Annotated in this window: 25 protein-coding genes and 1 pseudogene; 16 read left to right on the top strand and 10 right to left on the bottom strand. The window is 48.2% G+C overall.

The features are described from left to right. The 3 genes from V7051_RS05475 (at nt 1) to V7051_RS05465 (ending at nt 3,422) form a co-directional block, all read left to right on the top strand. Nucleotides 1-654, top strand: a complete 654-nt coding sequence (locus V7051_RS05475; protein ID WP_333873924.1) for a hypothetical protein — start codon at nt 1-3, stop codon at nt 652-654. Between the two features lie 133 nt (nt 655-787). Then, nucleotides 788-2,398, top strand: coding sequence for an NAD+ synthase (locus V7051_RS05470; protein WP_333873925.1), 1,611 nt, complete (start codon nt 788-790; stop codon nt 2,396-2,398). Between the two features lie 268 nt (nt 2,399-2,666). After that, nucleotides 2,667-3,422 (top strand): DUF5765 domain-containing protein, encoded by a 756-nt coding sequence (locus V7051_RS05465; protein ID WP_333873926.1) that lies wholly within the window; start codon nt 2,667-2,669, stop codon nt 3,420-3,422. A gap of 72 nt (nt 3,423-3,494) precedes the next feature. On the opposite strand, the gene amrS is transcribed toward V7051_RS05465, so the two are convergent. Continuing rightward, the gene (gene amrS, locus V7051_RS05460; RefSeq protein ID WP_333873927.1) at nt 3,495-4,580 is read right to left on the bottom strand and encodes an AmmeMemoRadiSam system radical SAM enzyme; all 1,086 of its coding nucleotides are present in this window, start codon (nt 4,578-4,580) and stop codon (nt 3,495-3,497) included. Nucleotides 4,581-5,016: 436 nt separating this feature from the next. Between amrS and amrB the strand changes: the two genes are divergently transcribed. Together amrB and amrA are read left to right on the top strand one after the other, a co-directional pair. After that, a complete protein-coding gene (gene amrB, locus V7051_RS05455; protein ID WP_333873928.1) occupies nt 5,017-5,796 on the top strand; it encodes an AmmeMemoRadiSam system protein B in 780 nt (259 codons plus the stop codon). Continuing rightward, nucleotides 5,783-6,340: an AmmeMemoRadiSam system protein A gene (gene amrA, locus V7051_RS05450; protein WP_333873929.1), complete on the top strand. Its 558-nt coding sequence runs from the start codon at nt 5,783-5,785 to the stop codon at nt 6,338-6,340. The genes amrB and amrA overlap by 14 nt, the downstream gene beginning before the upstream one ends. Nucleotides 6,341-6,477: 137 nt before the next feature. On the opposite strand, the gene V7051_RS05445 is transcribed toward amrA, so the two are convergent. Both V7051_RS05445 and radC read right to left on the bottom strand, forming a co-directional pair. Continuing rightward, nucleotides 6,478-6,666, bottom strand: coding sequence for a hypothetical protein (locus V7051_RS05445; RefSeq protein WP_333873930.1), 189 nt, complete (start codon nt 6,664-6,666; stop codon nt 6,478-6,480). A gap of 955 nt (nt 6,667-7,621) precedes the next feature. Continuing rightward, complete coding sequence (radC, locus tag V7051_RS05440) at nt 7,622-8,296, bottom strand: RadC family protein (protein ID WP_333873931.1); 675 nt, start codon at nt 8,294-8,296, stop codon at nt 7,622-7,624. 69 nt (nt 8,297-8,365) lie between these two features. Here radC and coaBC point away from each other — a divergent pair, with 69 nt between their 5' ends. From coaBC to V7051_RS05410, 6 genes are all read left to right on the top strand, one after another. Continuing rightward, the gene (gene coaBC / locus V7051_RS05435; protein ID WP_333873932.1) at nt 8,366-9,601 is read left to right on the top strand and encodes a bifunctional phosphopantothenoylcysteine decarboxylase/phosphopantothenate--cysteine ligase CoaBC; all 1,236 of its coding nucleotides are present in this window, start codon (nt 8,366-8,368) and stop codon (nt 9,599-9,601) included. Next, entirely contained in the window at nt 9,573-10,037 is a 465-nt protein-coding gene (gene dut / locus V7051_RS05430) for a dUTP diphosphatase (RefSeq protein WP_333873933.1), read from the top strand. The genes coaBC and dut overlap by 29 nt, the downstream gene beginning before the upstream one ends. Before the next feature lie 26 nt (nt 10,038-10,063). Further along, entirely contained in the window at nt 10,064-12,616 is a 2,553-nt protein-coding gene (locus V7051_RS05425; RefSeq protein WP_333873934.1) for a phosphomannomutase/phosphoglucomutase, read from the top strand. A 137-nt stretch (nt 12,617-12,753) separates the two neighbouring features. After that, on the top strand, nt 12,754-13,149 hold the full coding sequence (locus V7051_RS05420; RefSeq protein WP_333873935.1) for a hypothetical protein: 396 nt from the start codon (nt 12,754-12,756) through the stop codon (nt 13,147-13,149). 248 nt (nt 13,150-13,397) lie between these two features. After that, the gene (gene argS, locus V7051_RS05415; RefSeq protein WP_333873936.1) at nt 13,398-15,158 is read left to right on the top strand and encodes an arginine--tRNA ligase; all 1,761 of its coding nucleotides are present in this window, start codon (nt 13,398-13,400) and stop codon (nt 15,156-15,158) included. A gap of 1 nt (nt 15,159) precedes the next feature. After that, the gene (locus V7051_RS05410; protein ID WP_333873937.1) at nt 15,160-15,756 is read left to right on the top strand and encodes an SPOR domain-containing protein; all 597 of its coding nucleotides are present in this window, start codon (nt 15,160-15,162) and stop codon (nt 15,754-15,756) included. 52 nt (nt 15,757-15,808) lie between these two features. Here V7051_RS05410 and V7051_RS05405 read toward each other — a convergent pair whose 3' ends face one another. After that, nucleotides 15,809-16,201, bottom strand: a complete 393-nt coding sequence (locus tag V7051_RS05405; protein ID WP_333873938.1) for a cupin domain-containing protein — start codon at nt 16,199-16,201, stop codon at nt 15,809-15,811. Between the two features lie 158 nt (nt 16,202-16,359). Then, a complete protein-coding gene (locus V7051_RS05400; protein ID WP_333873939.1) occupies nt 16,360-16,614 on the bottom strand; it encodes a DUF2171 domain-containing protein in 255 nt (84 codons plus the stop codon). A 364-nt stretch (nt 16,615-16,978) separates the two neighbouring features. On the opposite strand from V7051_RS05400, the gene V7051_RS05395 reads away from it, so the two are divergent. Next, nucleotides 16,979-17,569 carry a Uma2 family endonuclease gene (locus tag V7051_RS05395; protein WP_333873940.1) on the top strand — a complete coding sequence of 197 codons (591 nt, stop codon included), beginning with the start codon at nt 16,979-16,981 and terminating at the stop codon, nt 17,567-17,569. Nucleotides 17,570-17,798: 229 nt separating this feature from the next. Here V7051_RS05395 and V7051_RS05390 read toward each other — a convergent pair whose 3' ends face one another. The 5 genes and pseudogenes from V7051_RS05390 to V7051_RS05370 all read right to left on the bottom strand — a co-directional run bounded on the left by V7051_RS05390 (nt 17,799) and on the right by V7051_RS05370 (nt 22,567). Then, nucleotides 17,799-18,146, bottom strand: coding sequence for a cupin domain-containing protein (locus V7051_RS05390; RefSeq protein ID WP_333873941.1), 348 nt, complete (start codon nt 18,144-18,146; stop codon nt 17,799-17,801). Between the two features lie 217 nt (nt 18,147-18,363). After that, the gene (locus V7051_RS05385; protein WP_333873942.1) at nt 18,364-19,137 is read right to left on the bottom strand and encodes an SDR family oxidoreductase; all 774 of its coding nucleotides are present in this window, start codon (nt 19,135-19,137) and stop codon (nt 18,364-18,366) included. Between the two features lie 758 nt (nt 19,138-19,895). Continuing rightward, complete coding sequence (locus V7051_RS05380; RefSeq protein WP_334181125.1) at nt 19,896-20,081, bottom strand: HNH endonuclease signature motif containing protein; 186 nt, start codon at nt 20,079-20,081, stop codon at nt 19,896-19,898. A 303-nt stretch (nt 20,082-20,384) separates the two neighbouring features. Continuing rightward, nucleotides 20,385-21,564: pseudogene (ltrA, locus tag V7051_RS05375) on the bottom strand (group II intron reverse transcriptase/maturase); the annotation flags it as partial. A 565-nt stretch (nt 21,565-22,129) separates the two neighbouring features. Beyond that, entirely contained in the window at nt 22,130-22,567 is a 438-nt protein-coding gene (locus V7051_RS05370) for an REP-associated tyrosine transposase (protein ID WP_333873944.1), read from the bottom strand. 245 nt (nt 22,568-22,812) lie between these two features. On the opposite strand from V7051_RS05370, the gene V7051_RS05365 reads away from it, so the two are divergent. From V7051_RS05365 to V7051_RS05350, 4 genes are all read left to right on the top strand, one after another. Then, nucleotides 22,813-23,199 (top strand): type II toxin-antitoxin system RelE/ParE family toxin, encoded by a 387-nt coding sequence (locus V7051_RS05365; RefSeq protein ID WP_333873945.1) that lies wholly within the window; start codon nt 22,813-22,815, stop codon nt 23,197-23,199. A 7-nt stretch (nt 23,200-23,206) separates the two neighbouring features. Beyond that, complete coding sequence (locus V7051_RS05360; protein ID WP_333873946.1) at nt 23,207-23,497, top strand: helix-turn-helix domain-containing protein; 291 nt, start codon at nt 23,207-23,209, stop codon at nt 23,495-23,497. A gap of 576 nt (nt 23,498-24,073) precedes the next feature. Further along, on the top strand, nt 24,074-24,340 hold the full coding sequence (locus V7051_RS05355) for a hypothetical protein (RefSeq protein WP_333873947.1): 267 nt from the start codon (nt 24,074-24,076) through the stop codon (nt 24,338-24,340). Next, nucleotides 24,340-25,110, top strand: a complete 771-nt coding sequence (locus tag V7051_RS05350; RefSeq protein WP_333873978.1) for a transposase — start codon at nt 24,340-24,342, stop codon at nt 25,108-25,110. Before V7051_RS05355 ends, V7051_RS05350 begins: the two co-directional genes overlap by 1 nt. Nucleotides 25,111-25,173 lie beyond the last annotated feature (63 nt).

Below are 25,173 nucleotides of genomic sequence, written 5' to 3'. Positions count from 1 at the left end.
ATGACTGATCCCATACTACCCGTTGATTGCGTGGAATCGCTTGAGCCTCTCTCTCTGCCACTGCTGCCATCACCTGATGATAATCTTTTCTCTTCGCCGGATGACTGGTGGAACAACGCATGCCTTAACTGGTATCCCAACGGTTGGAGCCTTTACGCCGATGGATACCAAGAAGCAGCCGATCTGCTTGTCAAGCACATTGACGAACGCAAGGCCTCCCAAGATACCTTGGTTTATCCGGTACTGTTTCTCTATCGGCAATACCTCGAACTTGCAATAAAAGACCTCATTCGTCAATCCCGTCACCTTCAAGACATCTCCGGCGATTTTCCTAAAAACCACCGGATCGACAAACTGTGGGAGGTTTGTCACAAACTTCTTTCGGACATATCACCCGGTGATTCGGTAGCTGAACTTAAAGAGATCGGCCGCCTCATAAATGAGTTCTCGGAAGTCGATCCCAGCTCTATGGCTTTCCGATACCCTCAAGACAAAGATGGAAAACCATCGCTACCCGGTATCAGCCGCATTAACCTTCGTAACGTTCGTGACGTCATTGGAAAAATCTCAAACATTCTTTTGGGTGCCAATCTACAAGTTGGCGAATACTTATCTATCAAGCAAAGCATGGAGAGAGATTTCAGTCATGAATGATAATCATACTAATCATAATCAAACGAGACAGCGCAAATGTGCGCAGCCCTTAGCAATCCAAAATGAAAGAAAACAAGCTAAAGATTTCCTAAATGACAACAAGTAGCCAGCACCTTTTAATTTTGCACTTTCAATGACTCTAAAAATAGCCCTGGCCCAAACCAATTTCCTGGTCGGCGATATATTCGCCAATGTCGACAACATCGCCCGCGCCGCCATACACGCCCGAGACGAATTGGGCGCGGATATGATCGTCTTTCCTGAACTGACCCTGACCGGCTATCCGGCGGAAGACCTGTTATTGCGCCCCGATTTTATTAACGCCGCCAATAACGCGCTTTATCAACTCGCCGACCGCGTTGCCGGCATTGCACTGGTCGTCGGCTTTCCCGAACGCGACGGCGACAAGCTTTACAATAGCGTAGCGGTGCTACACCAAGGCGCTATACTGGCCTGTTACCGCAAACGGGCTTTGCCCAATTACGGCGTATTCGATGAGCAACGTTATTTTACGGCGGGCAACCAGCCGTGCGTATTTGAGTTCAACGGCACGTTTATAGGGCTGACCATTTGCGAAGATGTTTGGCGTCCCGGCATTATTGAAGATACCCAACAAGCAGGAGCGGAATTACTGCTGACCATTAACGCCTCGCCGTTTAACTCGGGAAAAATCCATCAACGCGAAGCTGTTATTTGCAGCCAGGTTAAAGCCGCGCAAATCCCGTTGGTTTATGTCAACCAGGTCGGCGGCCAGGATGAATTGATCTTCGACGGCGCATCTTTTGTTGTTGATGCCCAAGGAGACATCGTCTTTCGTGCTGCGGAGTTTAAAGAGCAAATCAGCGTAGTCGAGTTTGCCGGCAATCACCCGGTAAAAAATACCTGTGCGCCGTCTTATATTGAAATCTCCAGCGAGTATCAGGCCCTGGTGCTGGGCATTAAAGATTATGTACGCAAAAATGGCTTTCAGGGAGCCATCTTGGGCTTGTCCGGCGGTATCGATTCGGCGCTGGTTCTGGCTTTGGCCGTCGATGCGTTGGGCGCAGATAAAGTCGAAGCCGTGCTGCTGCCGTCACGCTATACGCAAGACATGAGCAACGAAGATGCGGTACTGGAAGCAAAAGCCTTGGGCGTGCACTACCATACCATTCCGATAGAACCCGCGGTTAATGCCTTTACCGGCATGCTGGCCGATATTTTTTCCGGTACGGCCAAAGATGCTACCGAAGAAAACATTCAGGCGCGTTGCCGGGGCGTGATTTTAATGGCGCTGTCGAACAAGCAGGGCAAGCTGTTATTAACCACCGGCAACAAAAGTGAAATGAGCGTCGGTTACGCGACGCTATACGGCGATATGTCCGGCGGCTTTGCGCCGATCAAAGATGTACCCAAGATGCTGGTCTACCGCTTGGCGCAATACCGCAATTCGTTATCTCCGGTGATACCGGAACGGGTCATTACCCGCCCGCCATCTGCTGAGTTGGCTCCCGACCAAGTCGATGCCGACTCTTTGCCGCCTTACGACGTGCTGGACCCGATTCTGGAGCGTTATATCGAAAAAGATCAATCCGCCGATCAAATCATCGCTGCCGGATTCAGGCGCGAAGATGTAGCAAGAGCCATCAGTTTGGTAGACCGCAACGAATATAAACGTAGGCAATCTCCGCCGGGCATCAGGATTACCGACAGGGCATTCGGCCGCGACCGGCGTTACCCGATTACTTCCGGTTATAAAGGCATTTAGCTGCCTATTCGAAACCTTTCTTCCAAGTCTCAAGGAAAATGGATTACCTTTCTCAATTCCCGGCTATTTGTAATACAATGGGCGGGTTTACAACCGTTTGTTTCGATCGCGTAATGTTCCTGCCGGCGGGTTATAAAAACAAGGCTATAGCTGCGTTGGCTGTTGATTTTCAATAGAAACACACCCATCCAATGCATAGCCAATAAAAACATTACTGCTGCCTGTTTATCAGTAGACAGTATTTAATAATTAAAAAAAGGTCAGTTATATGTGTTGGAGTGGTGAAGCGTCAGGCGTTTTAGCCGTCGCAGGTCTTAGTACCGCAGCTTATGTTGCGATCAAACAAGGGGAATCAAAAGAGCTCTGGATTCCGCTAACTTATTTTGCCTTAATGGAATTATTGCAGGCAGCAACTTACGTTTATATCGATTTATGCGACAATCCGAGCAATCAGATACTCACGCTGCTGGGTTATTTGCATGTCTCGTTCCAGCCGTTTTTCGTCAACATGGTGGCGATGTATTTCATCCCGGAAAGCGTCAAACTGAAAATCCGGACGACGGTTTATACCATTTGCGCGATCGGCACGCTGTTCATGCTGATCAAGATGTATCCTTTTGCCTGGGCGGGTTCGTGCAATATCGGCGTCGAAGGTTTTTGCGGACCGAGCGTTTGTTCCACTTCCGGCTCCTGGCATATCGCTTGGCAGATGCCATTAAATGGTTTGATGTCAGATCCTGTCGGCTGGTTGTTCGGCTTTAACTGGGGCTTGCATGCGTTTACTTATATCGTGGTCGCTTTTTATCTGCCGCTTATGTACGGCTCCTGGCGTTTCGTGGGTTTCCATTATTTAATCGGCCCGTTTATTTCCGACATTACCACGACCGATCCCAACGAATATGCGGCGGTTTGGTGTTTGTTTTCTATCGCTTTATGCGTATCGGTTATTAAGTCCCCGATCAGGAAACATCTGCATGTTAAAACCTGGCCTTTTTATAAAAAATATATTGGCGATTCGCTTTAGATAAAACTGCGTCAGTTGGGCTGTATCTTTTTTACGGCCCAACTTATCAGCTTCCGGCATTACCCATCCCGATCAACCCATAACAACCGATTTTCGCTTCGCTCCCCAGTTCCCATGCTCCGGATTAAACACCCCCGCACAACGCTCACCGCAAAAGCGGCAATTTCCTGACGCATCCAGATTCCAGTCGGACAATTCGTACCAGTCGCGGCCTATCAGCAGATTTTTGCAACTGTGGCAATAAGTGCTCTGCTCGGCTTTATCATGCACATTACCCACATAGGCATAATGCATCCCGTTTTTTAACGCGATTTGTCGCGCCAGCAATAGCGATGAAAGCGGCGTAGGCGGCTTATTACGCATCTTCCAGTCCGGGTGGAACGCGGTAAAATGCATCGGCACATCGGGTCCCAGATTCTCTACGACCCATTGCGTCATCGCTTCCAGTTCCGCTTCCGAGTCATTTTCATCAGGAATAATCAGGGTAGTCAGCTCCAGCCAAACCGATGTTTCATGCTTGATATATTTAATCGTTTCCAATACCGGTTCCAGATGCCCACCGGCAATTTTGTAATAAAACTTTTCGGTGAAAGCTTTTAAGTCAATATTGGCCGCGTCCATGTATTGATAAAACTCGACCCTGGGCTCGGCGCAGACATAACCTGCGGATACCGCCACCGATTTTATGCCCAGGCTTCGACAGGCCTGGGCGGTATCAATCGCATATTCATGGAAAACCACCGGATCGTTATAGGTATAGGCGACGCTGTGACAACCGTTATCCCGTGCCGCCTGTGCAATGGCGTCGGGCGATGCCTTGCTCATCAGGGTGTCCATTTCCCGCGATTTGCTGATGTCCCAATTCTGGCAAAAGTTGCAGGCCAGATTGCAACCGGCGGTGCCAAAAGAAAATACCGAGGTGCCGGGTAAAAAATGGTTCAGCGGTTTCTTTTCGATAGGATCAATCGCAAAGCCGCTGGAACGGCCGTAACTGGTCATCACAATCTGGTCATCCAGATTCTGCCTGACAAAGCACAGACCGCGCTGGCCTTTGTGCAGTTTGCAGAATCTGGGACAAAGGTCGCATTGCACACGGCCATCCGCCAAAATATGCCAGTAACGGGTTTTTACAGTATCGTTCGTAACAAAATCAGTCATGATTATTCTCCTGTCTATATAAATAGTAAAAGCTGCCACTTTATTCGTGTAACAAAAGCGCATGAAAACTTATTTAAATAGCTCAGCCATTCTATAGAGAGCGAACTGGGGCTTTTATTCGAATCCTAAGGTTTCTGTTTTTTAGCATGACTTATCACCGGGACAAAATAAATGACTTTCGCATATATAGGTAGTGATACGTATAGATGACAGGTGACTTTGATTCTATCATCCCGTGCCGCGATAACGTGTCGGTTTGTGCTGTAGAGTGCTTTTCACAGCTGAATGGTTGCTAATAACTTGTTAGTAATTAAGTGTTACTATCTTGCGGACTGAAATTCCAAAAAACGCTACCAGGGGTTGCTAGCCGCAGAGAGTATCTCCATCTGCTATCCTGCTCCCTGAAGCTGTATAGATTAAATAATAGGACAAGCTAATGAATAGACAGCCCGCCGTAGCAGGTTCTTTTTATCCTGCAAATCCCAAACAGCTCCATTTGATGCTGGAGCAGTTTTTGAATAATGCGGCGACCGATGAAAAAGCCCCCAAAGCGATCATCGTGCCTCATGCCGGCTATATTTATTCCGGCCCAATCGCCGCAAGCGCTTATACCCGGTTAAAAAATGCCCATGCTCAAATAACCCGCGTGATTCTTATCGGCCCCTCTCATCGCGTCGCTTTCAGGGGCTTGGCCGTGAGCAGAGCGGAAACATTTACCACGCCGCTGGGACGCGTCCTTGTAGATCAAGCCGCAGTGCAGGCCATAGTCCAACTACCCTTTGTCGAATACATTGAGCAAGCCCATACTTATGAACATAGCCTGGAAGTGCATCTGCCTTTTTTACAAGAAGTGCTGGATAATTTTAAAATCGTGCCCATTGTTGCCGGCGAAGCATCCTCGGAACAAGTCAGTCAGGTGCTTGATGCGCTGTGGGGCGGTGATGAAACGCTGATTGTGATCAGTTCCGACCTGAGCCATTATCATGATTATGCAACAGCCCAACAGATGGATAAATCAACCAGCCAAGTCATAGAACAGCTGGAATATGACCGGCTCACCTCCGAATCCGCTTGCGGTAAAGTGCCTGTCAGCGGTTTGTTGAAACTGGCTCAAAAAAAGTCGCTGTCGGTCACCAACATTGATCTACGTAACTCCGGCGATACCGCCGGAGATAAATCCAGAGTGGTCGGCTACGGTGCTTATGTCATTGAATGAGGCGAATCGCCAACGCCTGCTGGAGTTGGCGAAAAACTCTATTCAACATGGGCTTCAAACAGGACAATCGCTAAAAATTGATTTGAACAATTATCCTGCGGAATTGACAGAACTTCGCACCACCTTTGTTACTTTGAAGATAAATCATCAATTACGCGGCTGTATTGGCAAGCTGGTGGCGGTCAAACCGCTAGCCGAAGATGTTGCTGAAAATGCGTTTTGCGCCGCCTTTAAAGATCCTCGATTTCCACCGCTGCAAGCCTATGAATTGGAAAACCTGGAAATACATTTGTCCATCCTCACGCCTGCTGAGCCGGTATCGTTTAGCTCTGAACAGGATTTACTATCCCAGTTGCAGCCCGGCATTGATGGCTTGGTTTTAGAAGAAGGTCATCTACGCGGCACTTTTTTGCCGTCAGTATGGGAGTCATTACCGCAGCCCGAACAATTTTTACGGCATTTAAAACAAAAAGCCGGCTTAGCATCCGACTACTGGTCCCCAAATATCCGAATTTACCGCTATCAGGTCGAGGCAATAGATTGAGTAAGAATATTGCACTTCCGTTTCCGGAGCAATATATTGACTTTATAAAGCTCCATCCAATTTTCCCAATGACTTGACACTGTCTCGGATAGTATTACTCACTAACGACGCTTTCGGTGCTTCTTCAAAGTGAATGATTAAAAGTGAATCATTAAATGACCACCATCAGTAGATGAAACAAGGATAATGTCTCCGTGTTCGGGATGTTTGGCGCATTTAGTTGCAATCGTTCCGGCATACTCAAGCCTGTCAACTTCATCGTAAATATCTTCGGAGATTTCTTCGTATTGCTGTACTGTCAGCGGCGTTATCTTTGCATCTTTCATTCAGATGATCTCCGATAGATTAAAGAAAGGTAAGTCGCCGTTATTTTGCTTTTGTTCATACCATATTTTTTCATTATTGAAATTCGAATCTAACACGCATAAATATCATTGCCCTTGAATTGTGTTAGGCATGAAAAACCTATACTTATCAGCCTACTGCCAATCCCCGAAAAAATCAGGGACTGGCTCGGCTCCGTTCATAAAAGTCTAAGAATCGTTCGATGCCTATCAATTAGCTGTCAAGGTCAACACAGTGTAAATAAATCTCACGGTTAAAGAGCAGCGCTGCCATTAATGTGAGTTGAACAATGATGTTAAACACCCATACTATGTTTTTCATGATGGTTTCCTCAAAGCGAATTTATTAAATTTACGCTTGCACGTCAGTCATACCGGCAATGTCGACCTAACATTCTTGATGTCGTTATCGGCTGACATTTTTATTATTAAAGGAAAAATATCGAATCCCTATTAATAATCAGTGCCCTCGCCCAATGACACCATTTTTGAAAGTTTTCGTAGCGGCGAAAAAGGCGTTAGTTTTTTATTTTGCCTGAGCTATGTCCCTATGCCTCAAAAATAAATGGTGTATAGGCATCTGTAAGGTAGAGCCTCCAACTTCTTCAATCAATAGGCTCTATTACCTATCAGGTGAACTCCCTATTAAGCTGGACGCCTTACATCATTAAAGCCTCTGGTCTTTTTTAAGTCCACATGACTCTCAAAAAAAACTAAAGCATAAAAAGTGCCATTAATTTAATTTATTTATTAATCAAAAAACTAAGTTTTGCCACAGCTTGGTTTTAGAAAAAAGTTGGCCGTTTTTTTGACGAAAAGGGAATGTTTTTTCCAATTTGACAATGCATGAATATATTTCGGAAACGCTGGCTAATGCTGAACCTTGCTTTTCAAAGAATTTTATCAATGCTGCCATTATTAGCCAATTTGCTCCGCCTTACAGCAAGCCATGCTCGGCAAAAGAATAAGGCTGTCCGTCACCGATAATAAAATGATCCAACACCCGTATATCAAACAAGGCTAACGCCTGCTTAAGTTTCTCGGTGATATGTTTATCGGCTTGGCTGGGTTCGGAAATACCGGACGGGTGGTTGTGGGCAAAAATGACCGCTGCTGCATTATGGCGTAATGCCTGCTTGGCAACTTCCCTCGGATACACGCTGGCGCCATCTATGGTGCCCCTGAATAATTCATCAAGTTGTATAACCCGGTGCTGATTATCAAGAAATAAGCAGGCAAACACTTCATAGCTGTAGCCACGTAGTTGCGCACTGAGATAGGAGCGGGTGATGTCCGGGCTGGTTAGCGCATTGCCGCGCTGCAAGGCTTCCTTAAAATGCCGCCGGGCCATTTCCAATACAGCCTGGAGCTGGACATAAGTGGCCTCGCCCAAGCCTTTGCCATCGCAAAAGCGTTGCTGGTCTGCGCTTAATAAGGCATTCAAAGAGCCAAAATCGCTCAATAGCTCACGCGCCAAATCCACTGCGGATTTGCCGGGCGAGCCGGTGCGCAGAAAAATAGCCAGCAATTCCGCGTCGGTTAAAGCGGCTGAGCCGCGTAGCAACAGTTTTTCTCTGGGCCGATCTTCTGCCGACCAATCTTTAATGGACATAGGCCTCTTCCTATACGATTGAGATTTAAGCATAGAAGAATTTCTTCATACTTGCCATAATGTCATTTTTTGTTCAACTTTCCGGGCCTTACTATTAACAAGCATATTCTATTGGCCGTCAGTGGCGGCATTGCTGCGTACAAGTCGGCCGAATTGGTCAGGCTGCTGCGAAAACGGGGCGCTAAAGTACGCGTGGTGATGACCAGATCCGCTATGGAATTTGTTAGCCCGCTGACTTTTCAGGCGCTTTCCGGCAATCCGGTGCATAGCGAATTGCTTGATGCCGATCAAGAGCATGCGATGGGCCATATCAATCTGGCGCGCTGGGCCGATGCATTGATTATCGCTCCGGCAACGGCCAATACCATTGCAAAATGCAGTCACGGTTTGGCTGACGACTTATTATCGACGCTATACCTGGCGGCAACCTGCCCTGTTTACATTGCCCCGGCCATGAACCAGGCCATGTGGCATAAGCCGGTCACTCAGGAAAACATCCAAAAACTCAAAAGCCACGGCGTTACCGTGATCGGCCCCGAACAGGGCGATCAGGCTTGCGGCGAAACCGGCTTCGGCAGAATGTCCGAACCGCTGGACATCTGCAATCGTTTACTGGATGAGCCGGCAACTCAGTGTTTAAGCGGTCTTAGAGTCTTGATCAGCGCAGGGCCGACCCGCGAGCCTTTAGACCCGGTACGCTACATCACCAATCGCAGTTCAGGAAAAATGGGTTATGCGCTTGCCAACGCCGCGTTAAAAGCGGGCGCCGAAGTTACGTTGGTCAGCGGCCCTGTCATGCTTTCCGCGCCTGATAATGCAGATCTTATAAACGTAGAAACAGCTGCGCAAATGTATGCGGCGGTTATCGCCAAAGCCGCGGAACATGACATTTACATCGGTGCAGCGGCTGTTGCCGATTACAGCCCTGCGATGGAAAACGAGAAAATAAAAAAACAGGCCGACCAATCCACGCTAACGTTAACGCTGCAAAAAACCAGGGATATTCTGGCGGAAGTGGCGCAGCTGGCTAACCGCCCGTTCACCGTCGGATTTGCCGCAGAAACCCATGACCTCGAACAATATGCCTTAGACAAATTGTCACGAAAAAACCTGGATATGATTGCGGCAAACTGGGTAGGACGCGATTTGGGCGGCTTTGACAGTGAGCACAACGCATTGCAGGTTTTCTGGAAAACCGGTCAAAAAAACCTGGCAATGACCGACAAAAATCAATTAGCCGAACAATTAATCAGCTTAATCGCAGAGAGAAGGGAACATGAAAGGCACAACAAAAATACAGCTTAAAATTCTGGACGGCCGTTTAGGCAAGGACATTCCGTTACCAGAATATGCGACATCAGGTTCGGCAGGTTTGGATTTACGCGCCTGCCTGGATGAGCCGATCGAATTAAAACCGGGAGAAACTGTATTAATTCCAACCGGCCTGGCAATTCATATTGATGATCATCAACTGGCCGCGGTGTTATTGCCCAGATCCGGCTTGGGCCATAAACACGGCATTGTATTGGGCAACTTGGTCGGACTGATCGATTCGGATTATCAGGGGCAGGTTTTCGTCTCCTGCTGGAATCGGGGCAACTCCGCTTTTACGATCAATATCGGCGAGCGTATCGCACAAATGGTTTTCGTGCCGGTGGTACAGGTGGAATTCGAACACGTCGCCGAGTTTGATCAAAGTTTGCGCGGCTCAGGCGGCTTTGGTCATACAGGTCGTCATTAAGCTGTTTTTCTTTGAGGAGCATAAACATGGTACGGCTATTTTCTTTATTGTCAGTGTTTGCTGTTTTAATGATTCTATCTGCCGGTGCAGGCGTCTACTGGATCAGTGCGGCTCAAATTAAACAGTCAAAGCAGGACTCAACAGCCGCTGTTGCAAAAAGCGTCGCCTTAGGCATAGCGGCACAGGTCAATCTGCTAACCGACACGCTGGAGAAAATGGCTCAGGACCCGGAAGTGTTGGCTGCAGTTACCGGCACAGACACGGCTCAATTAACCACGGTGGCTGCAAAACTTGAAAAGCATTTGCCCGGCGCTCTGAAAGTCAGACTGTTATTGCCCGGTGTCAGTGAACTTGATGACAAAAGCGTACCCAAAATGGGTTATGCCGATTTGGATATGGTAAGGGAGACATTTAGTACAAACCAATTACCGGCAATACAAGGCGATATCGGGCCTGATAGGCATCTGGCGATAACTCGTAAAATTATACAGAACAATCAGGCCGTGGGCGTTATTCTGGCCAGCTTGAATTATGACTTTATCAGCAAGACCGTACAGGCGGCAGAGCTAAAAAACGGGCACCTTGAATTGAAACAAGCAACGCTCGTGTTAGGCGCTGCCGGTGACCCCGTAGCCGGTGAGCAAGACGATGATGCCCCCATAAAAGTAGCCAACACCGGCTGGGAACTGCATTACCAGTACGCGGGCAGTGCTGATTCCACCGGACTGACTCTGGTTGCCGGCATGATTGCTATCCCCACGTTACTGGCGCTGCTGGCTTTTTTTATCGGATACCGGAAGCTTTCAACGCTGTTAACGCAAGATCTCGCCAGCGTGCTAAAAGCCTGTAAAGACTTGATGAATAATAAACTACAGGGCACCTATCCTGTGCAGTTATCTGAAATGAATGCTGTTATTTCAACACTGGTGCAGTTTAAACGGGTTCTGGATAATCAGGACAGCGACGTAGCTGGCGATAATAATCATGTTGCCGATTTTGGAATGAGCGGTTTTTTTGATGACTTTGACGATGGCATGGATGCAGGAGACGTTGTCGAGGTAGAGCAACGCATCGAGCGATCATCTATGGCACAAACCGACGACGTTAATTTTACTAAACCGGTTGCCCCAAGCAATAAGCCGGAAATCGTTGAAAAAACAGTGCCGGATTTCTTTGACATGCCCGTGTCCACAAAAAAAAACGCTGACACCAGCACTATTTTCAGGGCTTATGACATCCGGGGCATAGTCGGCAAGACGCTGACTAAAGACGTGGTTTATGACATTGGCCGTGCTCTGGGCACCCAGGCTAAAGAACATGGCGGTAAAACAGTGGTCGTCGGCCGGGATGGAAGAACCTCCAGCCCTGCGCTGGAGGAAGCACTGGCTAAAGGAATTATCGCCACCGGGCTTAATGTGCTGGATATAGGCATGGTGCCTACGCCGGTGCTTTATTTTGTGGCAAGACACACCGAAGGACGTTCCGGAATCATGATTACCGGCAGCCATAACCCCGCCGATTATAACGGCCTGAAAATGGTCATCAACGGCGAAACCTTGGCTGACCAAAGAATCCAACAGCTTAAAACCTGCATAGCTAATCAAGCTTATGCTACCGGTAAACCCGGCAGCATCGAACAGAACAGCCAATTCAGCAATGAATACCTAGGCATTATTTCCGAGGATATCCACATAGCCAGGCCCATGACCGTTGTGCTGGACTGTGGCAACGGCGTTGCGGGTGAGCTGGGGCCCAAGCTGCTTAGAACCTTAGGCTGTGAAGTGATGGAATTATTTTGCGACATTGACGGCACCTTCCCCAATCATCATCCAGACCCCAGCAATCCCAAAAATCTGAGCGAATTGATCGCAACGGTCAAACATTACAAAGCCGACATCGGTATCGCTTTTGACGGCGATGGCGACCGTTTGGGCGTGGTCGATTCAAACGGCAAAATCATCTGGCCGGACCGGCAAATGATGCTGTTTGCCAAAGATGTGCTCGCGGGTAAACCCGGATCGGAAATCATTTATGATGTGAAATGCACCCGCCATCTGGCCGATCAAATTATCAAATACGGCGGCAAGCCGACCCTATGGAAAACCGGGCATTCATTGATGAAAGCAAAACTTAAAGAAACCGGCGCCAAGTTGGCTGGTGAAATGAGCGGCCATATCTTCTTTAATGATCGCTGGTTCGGTTTTGACGATGCTTTGTATTCGGCCGCGCGTTTGCTTGAAATACTGTCCAGAGACCCGCGCAGCAGCGCCGAGGTATTTGCCGACTTTCCCGATAGCATCAACACCCCGGAATTGAATGTCGCGCTTGAAGAGGGTGAAAACTTCACCTTTATCAACAACCTGTTGGCAGCCGCCAAATTTACCGGCGGAAAAATCACCGATATCGACGGGATGCGCGTCGACTTCCCGAACGGCTGGGGGCTGGTACGGGCGTCAAACACAACGCCGTCGCTGGTTATTCGTTTTGAAGCCGATTCGGAAGCGGCAATGACCCGTATTCAAGAGCAATTCAGGCAGCTGATGAAAAAAATCAAGCCCGACATCATCCTGCCTTTTTAATAAACCTGGAAAATCGTATCACCGGAAAAACCCTATAAAGATTAAAGTTAAATACTGTCGAACCCAGTTTCTTGTACAATAGTATTACTATAAAAAAATAGTGGTTTATATCCAGTTTCTTAACCCAGGAAAAGATAATGAAAAAAATAAAACTATTGCTTGCGCTAACGTTGTTGTTCGGCTTGTCAAGCACGGCTGTATTTGCCCAAGCCCTGACTTCTAATAAAGACCTCCTCGGCAGCTGGTTTCTGGAATATACAAAAAAATCGCCGGAAGATACTGAAAAAAAATCGATGGGCATGACCTGGGTACTTGATAACAACCAGCTGACCCAAAAAGACATTCCTCAAGTTAGAGGCAATCCTTATGATGCGCCGGCAGTTGACTATGTTATTGAAGACGGCATGTTAAAGGTCAGCATACTTGGCAGAGCGGGTAAATTCGATGTTTACTCGTTAGTGGATAAAACCGATACAGCCATGGTGCTTAAAGACAATAAGTACGGCACTTTTATGTATTTCACCAAGAAATAATCCACGCCCTTTCTCTTACCGGGACTTACGGGAATATATTGATAACCTGTAAATCCCGGCAATTGCTCCTGTATTACCCTCCGCACATCAATCACACTCCGTTTCTATAACGGACAGCGCAGGCAGCAAGCCACGTTGGTCACGCCGTTATCCAGTGAATCGGCCTAAATGTTGTTTGAATGGATAATCGAATGATTTTAATGGATAATGCACGCCTGTTTACTTGATCTAACCTACGCAGTGAAGCAATGAAAAAAAAAATAGAGGAACTTATCCTGCAAGCCGTTGAAACGCTTAAATCAAACGGCGTTCTCGCTCAGGAAATCACCCCGAATATTACTATCGACCGTACCCGTGACCCTCAACACGGCGATTTTGCTTCGAATCTGGCATTAATGCTGGCGAAACCGGCCAACACAAACCCGCGCCAACTGGCTGAAAAACTGATTGCCGCATTGCCGCAAGATACTGCGATTGTTAAAGTTGAGCTGGCCGGACCCGGCTTTATCAATTTTTTTATCGATCCCAATTCCCAATATCGGATTATCAAACAGATTCACGATGAAGGCCGGAAGTTTGGCTTGAGCAATGTCGGTGCCGGTGAAAAAGTCCAGGTCGAGTTTGTTTCCGCCAATCCTACCGGGCCATTGCATGTAGGCCATGGGCGTGGGGCCGCTTATGGTTCTGTGGTTTCCGATTTATTGCAGGCCGTCGGTTTTGACGTACACCGCGAATATTATGTCAATGATGCCGGTCGACAAATGGATATACTCGCCACCAGTATCTGGCTCAGATACCTCGAAGAATGCGGCGAAGTTGTGCATTTCCCCAGCAATGGCTATCGAGGCGAATATGTCCGCGAAATTGCTAACGACATTTATAACAACGCCACTAATGAATATCGCCGGCCTGTAGAGCTGGTGTTTGAAGATATAGTGCCTGACGAACCGGCAGGCGGCGATAAAGAAGAACATATCGATGCGTTGATAGCCCGCGCTAAAACGTTGTTGGGAACGCCGTTATATCAGGACTTCTTTCAAATCGGCCTAAACAACATTCTGGAAGACATCAAAATTGATTTAAGCGAGTTTGGCGTTGACTATCAGGAATGGTTTTCAGAACGCCGCCTGATGGATGACGGTTCGGTTCAGGAAGCGCTGCAACGCTTACGTGCCGGTGGCCATCTTTATGAAAAAGATGGCGCAACCTGGTTTGCCTGCGCCGAATTAGGCGACGAGAAAGACCGGGTAGTGGTTCGCGATAACGGCCAATCCACCTATTTTGCATCCGATATTGCCTACCATATGAACAAGCTGGATCGTGGCTTTGACCGGATCATCAACATTTGGGGCGCCGATCATCACGGCTACATACCCCGCGTCAGAGCAGCCATTAAGGCCCTGGGCGCTGATGAATCCAAATTAAAAGTGCTGCTGGTACAGTTTGCCTCGCTTTATCGCGGCGAAGAAAAAGTACAAATGTCGACCCGGTCCGGCGAATTTGTCACCCTGCGGCAATTGCGTAATGAAGTCGGTAAAGATGCTGCTCGTTTCTTCTATGTAATGCGCAGGTCTGAACAGCACATGGATTTCGACCTGCAATTGGCAACCTCAAAATCTACCGAAAACCCGGTATTTTATGTGCAGTATGCCTACGCCAGAGTATGCAGTGTGCTGCGTCAATTGGATGAAAAAAACTGGAAACGGGATTTGCTGCTGGGCATGGAAAATTTGGCGCTATTAACCGAAGAGCACGAAACCAATCTGCTGGGAACACTGGCGCGCTATCCTGAAGTACTGGAGCGAGCTGCGCTACAATACGAGCCGCATCAGCTGATTCAATACCTGCGCGAACTGGCAAACGAGTTCCATACTTACTACAACGCGCATCAATTTCTAGTGGATGATGCAAAAATCCGCAATGCAAGGCTCAATTTGATTTGCGCAGTGAAACAGGTATTGGCAAACGGCTTGGACTTGCTGAAAATCAACACTCCTGAAGCAATGTAACATGGCTAAAGACTACAAACACAGAACGCAGAATAAGAATAGCGCGTCATACCGGCAACAACGCCCGCAAAGCCTTAGCTTGTGGCGATGGATGCTGATTACGGCATTGATTATTTTGTTTGTAGTCTTTCTGGTTTATTTACGCAGTACCGGATCGAAGCAAACAACCGCTCAACCCAATGTACCGGCCAAGACTGAAGAAACAAAGGCCGAAGCCCCCACGCAGGAGAAAAAACCTGAACAGGGACCGGTGCTGCCGCAATTTGATTTTTATACCATCCTGCCCGAAAAAGAAGTCATCGTGCCGGATTACGAAATTAACACCCGTGCCAGAGAAGAACGGGTAGGACAGGCAAAGATCACCAGTTATATTTTGCAGGCCGGCTCGTTCAGGGAATTTAAAGATGCCGACAGCTTAAGAGCCAAGCTGGCTTTAATGGGCATTGAATCCAAAGTTGAAAAAGCAAAAGTCGGCAATGTCGTTTGGAACCGGGTCAAAATGGGCCCTTATACCCAGATGACCAGTGTTAGCACGATTCGGGGCCGATTACGGGAAAACGGCATAGACGTGGTCGTCATGGAAATTGGCCGCCGATAAAGACCTCTTCCCTTCCGGGTTGGGAAACAGTAAATATCCAGCCGGTTTATAACTATTCCGTTGTTTTACCGTCAAAATGTTCGTTGTCCGCCTCTGCGTCGTCACGGGTATGATGGACCACACCGTCCCGATGGTTCGGCGGCGCATACAGCGTATAAAGCTTTAGCGGCACACTGCCGGTATTGATCACGTTGTGGTTCGTCCCGGCCGGAACGACTATCGCAAAACCGTCCTGAATGGCAGTCCGAACGCCATCGAGAACGACTTCCCCTTCCCCTTCCTCTACCCGAAAAAACTGGTCGAGCTGGTGGACTTCCGCGCCGATCTCTTCGTTAGGCTTTAACGCCATCACAACGAGCTGGCAGTTTTTTGCGGTGTAAAGCACTTGCCGAAACTCCTCATTCTTAACAGCAAGATCTTCGATATCCTGTACAAAACCTTTCATAACAACTCCTCTTTTTTAATAAGCTGTTGTCCTGACCACTCACTGCGCGAAGCCGAAGCTTCACGCCCAAGCAAAAAGCGACTATTGGGCCTGAAGCTTCGGTTTCGCTCAGCCAACGGTCATTTCGACAACATTTTCGTTAGCTCGACAACCTCCATCTATCGCGTCGGCGGAGTTGTCTTCCATTGCTTCATCGCTTGGTCTCCCGGACGATCGACTTTAACCTTGCCGCCGTCGGTTGAGGTTACCCAGCTGACCGGAATGTAATGATGCTGCCCGGACTTATCTTTATTCAGCTTGATCGTATTCTCCCCTTCCATATGATCGACAGTCGCAAACTGGCCGTCTTCAGAACAGACAACAGGCATACCGGGCTTAATAGAGTTGGTGTTGATCATTGTGCTAGTAGTCATAGTTTTCTCCTGTTAGCTCAATTTGAGTGAGTTGTAGGAATAATTTTTAACCAGTGACCAGACAAGGTTTTAAAATACAGCGAATGTATTCTTAGCGTTTAAATCCCCTTATCTGAGTTTTAAATTTATACCTGCAACCCAGGATCCGTCTGTGCGATTGCACACATAGAAAACCAGCCATAAACCAGTTTGCTAATATTTTATCCGGGCACTTCCGGCAAAAGCGGAGAGATGCAAATACTCCATGACATCAGAAAGGAGAGCCTATAATCGAAGCTCCAAAATAGTACCCGGAGCATATGCGCTGTGTTATGCTTTTTTCCATCACAATACCGGTCTACATGAAATACACGAGGAAACTGATATGGGTTTGGCATTAAAAGATACTCAACATCATTGTTACGGCGATTACCTGACTTGGCCTGATGATAGTCGCTATGAGTTGATCGATGGCAATGCGTATACAATGTCCCCGGCTCCCGATCTGGCGCATCAGGATGTGGCCGGAGAAATTTATCGGCAAGTGGCTAACATTTTAACCGGGAAACCTTGCCGCGTTTTCATTGCCCCGGTCGATGTCCGACTGCCGAAACAAAATGAAGCGGACGAAAGCATCGATACCGTCGTACAACCGGACGTACTGGTAGTCTGCGACAGCAGTAAACTGGATCGGCGCGGCGTGCGCGGTGCACCGGACTGGATCGTGGAAGTGTTGTCGCCCTCCACGGCGGGTCACGATCAAATCAAAAAACGTAATCTTTACGAACGTCATGGCGTAAAAGAATATTGGCTGATTCATCCGATGGATCGGGTGCTGACCGTTTACCGCTTGATCGGCGGCGAATACGGCAAGCCAGAACTGTACGAATTAAACGGCGAAACCCAGGTCAGTGTGTTGCCGAATATTGTGATTCGTTGGGATGAATTGGTTACCCGATTGCCGGTTGATTATTGATGCCGATACGACGCCATACCGTCAATGAGCCAGAAATTCAAGTAGCCTGATGAGGTATAGCGGAATACGGGATGATCAAAGTTTGCATCCAGCTCAGGCCAAAAGTCTGTCGAGTAGTTCGTAGCGAAACACCAAAAGTAAGCGCTGTAGGCGACGCACAATATCAAATGCAATCCGGCATAAGCCTACCTTATCATCTACAAATGTAATGGTAACCTCCGTTCTTTCACTATTTGTCGTTCGTGACCAGGTTTTTTTCGTCGGTATTGACGACAAATACGGCCAGCAGACGTGCGGGTTGAGTGTCACTGCCATTTGCGCTGACGCCATGATGATCGCCAGGTACTTCGGCGAAGCTCTCACCGGCGTGATATACCTTTTCCGGACCGTCATTGACTTTGCTACGAACTGCCCCTTCCAGGACCGTTGCATAGATGAAAGCCGAGTCTGGATGGGTATGCGCGGGCGATGAGCCACCCGGCGGGTATTCGACAAGCACGCCTCTCATACTCTTGCCGAGCACATTCGGAAGAGCGCGATCAAAAACCAGCGTTACCTTGGACTTAACAGTAGACAAGTCATCGGCTGAAGCTGCGCTTACGGAAAGAGCTGCGAAGACAACTCTGCAGAGAAATCTAGTGAACATTTGTACTCTCCTTCGTTGATACAAATTCGTTAATATAAAACCACCGTATGAAGCCCTCATCCAGATCAGAAAGCGTATTCTTCAGAAAAGCATAGACAGGTGAACATTCAGTTCAGCTCCGGTCCGTCGCACTGCTTCATCTGGGTGTTCACCCAGCTTGACTGGCTGACTTCTGAGGTTTGGACCGGCTGAGCCAGGCTTCGAAATTCGTCGAGCCGATGCGCGGGTTATCACCGGGGGTCAGAGATTGATCGTTCAACTCCGCGCCGAAGTAACGTGCATGGACATCTGCGACTACCTTGCGTGGATCTTGGTTTGCGCTCAAGAATCGCTGGACAAGTTCGGCCAGACTGACCCGCTCAGGACCTGCTATCTCGACCGTGCCGTTGACCGGCGCCGCCACTGTGACGTCGGCCATCGCGGCAACCACGTCATCCGACGCGATGGGCTGCACAAGGGCTGGCGACAAGCGAACCGTTTGCCCGACGGTGCCCGATTGGGCGATGCCGCCCAAAAACTCGAAGAACTGCGTTGAGCGGACAATCGTATAGGGGATCTTGGAAGCCTTGATCAGATTTTCCTGGGCCATCTTCGCGCGGAGGTAACCACTGTCGGGAAGACGGTCACTGCCGACGACCGATAGCGCAACGTGATGTCCCACGCCGGAGGCCGCTTCTGCGGCAAGAAGGTTTCGGCCTGACGTCTCGAAGAATTCCAAAACTGCCTTGTCCTCGAACGACGGCGAGTTCGCTAGGTCGACGACAATCTGGGCACCTACAAGCGCTTCAGCCAGCCCCTCACCAGTGATGGTGTTGACGCCCGAGGAGGGTGACGCCGCCACTACCTCATGGCCGCTCTGACGAAGTTTGTTCACGAGTTTTGTACCGATGAGCCCGGTGCCGCCAATTACAACGATTTTCATACCATACCTCTCAATTTGTCGCCCACAAGTGGGAACCAGGAAAGAGAGTGCCAAGTCTTGCATTGTGCATAGGCTGACTTTTATTCTTAATGACCGCGCTGCAAAACCTGACATCCTGCTTGCCTTCTGGAAAAATAAATTTTCCAAAAATTAGGTTGCAATAGGACACTGTAAAGCACTATCAGTAAATAGGCCTTTATGCGTAGTATTATGAAAATAATGATATTTAACTGAATTTTCATCTAAAACAGATGACGATATGAGATTGCATCGGCTCACAAGCCCTTCGACAAGCTCAGGACAAGGCTTGGATGGCCTTATTCCGGCTTACGCAGCTTCATTTCTCGGTACAATTCGTAAGGCAGTTTCGTGCCGGAAAACCACCAATCATCAAAAGTAGGCGCTTTAGACGACGCACAATATCAATGACAATCGGGTATAAAAAATCCCTGCGTGGAAAAATCCGAGCAGGGATCAGGTTCAAGGCTCCGTTCGTGGCGGATTGCTGCGCGAATCCGCCTTACAGCGTTGAGTTATTCCCCATAAGTATCTTCCTCTTCAGACTCAAAAAGCCCCATCCAATCTGGCGGATAAAGCCCAAGGCCAAGGAAGCGGTGAAAGCTCGAATAGGGCCACTCACCGGGATGGGACACCAATCCATGTTTCACCGGGTTGTCGGGTAAGAAAAAGGCATTACTGCCTCTTTCTCCCCTAAGAACCGTACTTGATAGTTTCCCATCATACGGCTCAAGCCTCTACTAAGCCTCTATCGAGACCGGTTTAACAACGTGCAAATGTTGGCTGTGTATTTGCCTATGACAATCTGGGTGTACCATAATCATGTTTGCTAGGTTGTCTGTCCCGCCTTCGCTTCTTGGACGAATGTAATGAATATTCCATTTATCGTTCGCTTCTAAAGGTTGTTGGCATACCGGACAGCGCATTTCCTGACTTACCCAAAGCCGTGCAAGTTTCTTTCTTCCTGTAGGTGATTCTTTTAATTTCCAATCAAAACGATTTTCAAAGTAAATTTCATCTTTTGGATCAAAGGGGTTTGCCGTACTTTTGATTTTGACGTGTCTGCGAATAACTGTATCACTTGCTGTTGCCAGTGTCAGATTCATCGGTTCTCCGTCTGGCGCATTGACCTTGGCGGCAAATACCCAATTTCGGGCACCTGCGGTTTTAAAGTATTTCGCTTTAACCCATTTGGCGCTCTTATTGGGATGTCTTCTTGTTGCCCATTGCCAGAGCGCAGACCAGACTTTATGATCAACATAGCCAAAGGTTTCCTTCGCGACTGCATGCCGATGATAATTTGCCCATCCGCGTAGAATTGGGTTGAGCATCCTGATCAGGTTGACTTGCTTAGCGGTTTTGTTGCCTTTGATGACTTCCCGGATTTTATTAAGATGGACTTTGACGTTCGCTCTGGACGGCTTTATCAGCAGTTTGCCGTTGTATTTGCGAATGTTCCAACCGAGAAAGTCAAACCCTTCCTTGATATGCGTTATTTTGGTTTTTTCTGTCGATAGGGCTAGCCCGCGTTCCGCCAGAAATTCAACCACTGCGGGTTTAACCTCATTTTCCAGCCATTCTCTCGAATGGCCGGTGATAATAAGGTCATCCGCGTAACGCACCATGTTCATTTTCAGGCTGGGCCGCTTGCTTTTCGGGAATCTCTCCGAGAGCATTGCTTCCAGACCATCAAGGGTCATGTTTGCCAGTACCGGACTCATAATTCCCCCTTGTGGGGTTCCGGCTTCTGTAGGAAAGAGTTCATTTTGATACCTATATCCCGCCTTGAGCCATTTCCGTAATATCATGGTGTCCATAGGGACATTTCTGATCATCCAGTCATGGCTGATATTGTCGAAGCAGCCTTTGATGTCAGCCTCCAGCACCCACTCCGGTGAATGCCGTTTAGCCAGCGCATTAAAACATTGCTCACCTGCATCGGCGGTTGAACGTTCCGGCCTGAACCCATAAGAGTTCGGATCCGCTGTTGTTTCCGCGATGGGTTCCAGCGCCAGTAAATACAGCGCTTGCATGGCGCGGTCTTTCATCGTGGGAATGCCCAGAGGCCTTGTTTTGCCGTTTTTCTTCGGGATCAAGACTCGCCGAAGAGGGCATGGTGAGTAACCTCGCCGCTTTATCGACGCTATCGCCTTGGTCTTTGCTGCCGGTGTTTTCCAGGTAATCCTGTCCACGCCGGCGGTGTTTTTGCCTTGATTTTCCGTCACCCGTTTTACGGCTAATGCTTTGCCGCTAAACGAATGGGTCAGCAGCCATTGCAGGGCTTTTGCCTTCCTGTGTGGCCTTCACAATACGCGCTTGCAGCCTCCTGACTTGACAGTGTACATCGGCCCAATCAATGCCGTGCCATGTCAGTTCGGAAGGTGCACACGCCAATTTTGCAGCGTTCATTTGCTTTCCTTCTATAAAGGGGGGTCTACAGACTCTCTTGTGATGAGAGACCAGGAGGAAGTCTGCCTGCTTTCGCATAGGATGATGTTTCAATCCTTATCCGTCCGATTACAGGGCGGCATTCGCTTTTTCCCCTTTCCTTGACCCGCATCACCCTAGGCGTCCCTTGCGGTTCGCTTGCCCAGTATTCCGGGCGGCCATACGGGCTTACCGTGTTCCACATCCGTTACATGAATAGCGTAGACCCTGTCTATTCCCCGATGATCTTTGTCCCTGTGTTCGCACACTAGAAACGAACAACCGATCACATACCTTTTGGTTCAAGCCTGTCAGCATCTTTGGCTTGTTTTACATAACGAGGTTTATCAACAGTTCACCTATGTTGGTCTTACTATTTAGCCTAGCCACCCTGCCGCCTGATGCTGGCAGCAGTTGGAATCGCCTCGCGGCTTTTCCTTCTCTTGCGAGGGCTTACATTGTCCCGATGGCTTCAGACCAAGCCGTTGCCAGCTTAGCCTGCATCGGTAGGCTACCGTTGAGGGAACAACGAGTCTCACTACCTCTTTCAGGTGAGACAATAACGGATGCAACTTTCACGTCGCACCCAATGGATGTAATCGCAATGTTTTTCAAAGTCCCGGTCATCCCGGATTTGGTGTTCCCAGTAGCGCGACTGCCAAATGGTTTGCGCCCGTTTTCGCCGTTGTGATGGCGAAGGCGGTAATTTGAGAGCATCCGGGCAATGGCGGGTGAAATGGTTTTTGATGGCATTCCAGCGCATCGGATAATCATCGTCGTCCGGCGGCAACGTCCAAATGCAATGCAGATGTTCCGGCAGCAGCACAAACGCGTCAATAGTGAAAGGATGAGCCGATTTAACATGTCGGAACGCCGTCCGCAACAATTCGGCATTGTCCGGTTCGCAAAGAAATTTCCGCTGCCGGAAAGTCACAATGGTGAAAAAATAGGTGCCGCCGGGAGTTTTAGCGCGACGATATTGCATAATGGAGATTCCCCAAGTCGGGTAACAGCTTTTCCGTTACCCGACATTTTAGCACCCGAAATGCAGGACGGTGGTCAAACCCGAAGTTCGTCATTCCCTTGAAGCTTGGAATTGTCGGGCATAAACAGCATACCCGACGGCACTACGCGCTTATCAAACATAGGCTTGGTAATATTGATTGCATAGTAACACTAGGCGCTATAGAATCCTTTCAAAGGAATTTAATTACAAGGAATGAGTTAACGATGAGAATTTTTAAGAATAGGCCATTTACACGCTTTGCCATAAAATCAGGAATCAGCGATATGGCTTTATGTAAAGCAATCACGGATGCCGAACAAGGCTTGATTGATGCAGATTTGGGGGGAGGCGTCATTAAACAACGCGTTGCCCGAAAAGGTCAGGGAAAATCGGGTGGGTTTCGCACGATGATTCTTTTTAAGGAGGGAACGCGGGCTTTTTTCGTTCATGGCTTTGCAAAAAATGAACAGGCTAACATCAATGACGACGAGTTGGTGGCTTTGAAGAAGCTTGCCGTAGAAATGCTGAACTATGCAGACGCAGAATTAACCGAAGCGGTTAACAAAAACAAATTGACTGAGATAACTTGTAATGGGCAAACAATACCGTAGCAACATAATGGCATCCATCCACGAAACCGCTGAAGATTTGCATGAAGCGGGGCTTATGGAAAAACGCACGATGCGGGAATTTGATGGACTATGTTTAACACCTATCAGTCCTTTAAAACCAGAACAGATTCGCGATATTCGTGAACGCGAGAACGTCAGCCAAGTTGTCTTCGCTAATTATTTGAATGTCTCAAAAGGCATTATCAGCCAATGGGAACGAGGAGAAAAACGTCCTTCCGGCGCTTCGCTTAAGTTACTTTCTTTAGTTAAAAAAAAGGGACTCTCAGCAATTTCTTAGAGAATCTGTGCGTATCTTTTTGCATTCAACGGTATGCCCAACATAGCTGATTTAACGGTTCGGAACGCCGTACGCAACAATTCGACGTTGTCCGGTTCACAAAGAAATTTCCGCCGCCGGAACGTCACAATGGTAAAAAAATAAGTGCCACCTGGAATTTTAGCGCGACGATATTGCATAATGAAGATTCCGAAGTAGGTCGGGTAACAGCTTTTTCGTTGCCCGACATTTTAGCACCCGAAATGCAGAGGCGGTGGTCAATCCCGAAGTTCGTCATTCCCTTGCCGCTTGGAATTGTCGGGCATAAACAGCATGCCCGACCTTGTATGATCAAAATTAATAAAATACTACCAAAGAGATCAAGTAAGCTTTAACCGTTTATTGGGAGGCCGTCCCGACCTGAGGACTGGTTTTTGTTAACCAGAGCCTGCCGCGTAGATTGGCCCCCGCCCTATTCACCCATACCGTGGAGTATCTGAGGCTTAGAGCCTGCATACACAAGGAAGGTAGGTGCATGTGCAGGGTCGGGGAACCGATGAACAGTCTACTTTCTTTAACCCATTCAGACAAACCCCTATGACGACCATTAAAATTAATAAAAATGATCATGAATCAAAGCTATCGCTACAAGCAGGCATTGATGTCGGTTCTGAAGAATTGATTCTGGTTGTCCGGAAGAACAGTAAGTCATTCGACCCACAAAAATTCACCAACACCCCAGTTGACCGCGCCCGATTGGTTAAAAAGCTGTCTAAGTTACCTGGCATCATCGTTTGCCTGGAAGCTACGGGGTCTACCACTTTGATTTGGCAGTCGCCCTGCATGATGCAGGGGTGTTGCTGATGGTGGTTAATCCAAAAGCTTCTCATAATTTTGCTAAGGTGTTGATGAGAAATAGCAAAACTGATGCTGTCGATGCCAACACTTTGGCCGAATACGCAGCGAGGATGGACTTCGTCGCTTGGACTCGCCCAGCCAATGAGACGATAGCTCTTCGCTGTTTCTCCCGCAGGATTAATTCGTTAACCGGCCAAAAAGCGGCCGCAAAGAATCATTTACATGCCCTAACAGCGACTCAGGAAACTCCCAAAGCCGTATTGCGCGATGCTAAACTGGCTATCATTCAATTGCAAAAACGTATCGACCGCTTAACGGCTGAGGCGCTGGTCTTGATCAGCAAATATCCCGAACTTGAACGGGTACTGGAGCTACTGACCGGTATCAAAGGCATTGCCGAAACCAGCGCCATTGCACTCATGGGCGAACTGTTATGGTTGCCGCCAGACCTTTCCCATCGGGAATGGGTGAAGTTTGCGGGCCTTGATCCCAAGGCTTTCGACTCGGGTAAAAGTGTCCATAAGAAAACGCGAGTATCCAAAGCCGGTAACCGTTATCTTCGTGCAGCCCTTTATATGCCAGCCTTGAGTGCCCATCAACATGATCCACACGTCAGGGCTTATTTCGAGCATCTAGTGGTGACTAACGGTAAGGAAAAGATGCAGGCTCTCTGCGCAGTCATGCGTAAATTGCTCCATGCCATCCATGGCATGTTGAAGCACGATAAGCCTTTCGATAACACCCGTTTTTATGCAATTCCGGCATCTGTCGGATAGCTAAAAATCAATGAAATATGATTGACTTCAAACAGAGTATCTACGCGGCTAGCAAATAAATTG

It is taken from the genome of Methylobacter sp. (genome assembly GCF_036845245.1).
Classification (GTDB): domain Bacteria; phylum Pseudomonadota; class Gammaproteobacteria; order Methylococcales; family Methylomonadaceae; genus Methylobacter_A.
The sequence above is the reverse complement of the archived record's forward strand: the minus strand, read 5'-3'. Positions and strand labels throughout refer to the sequence as shown.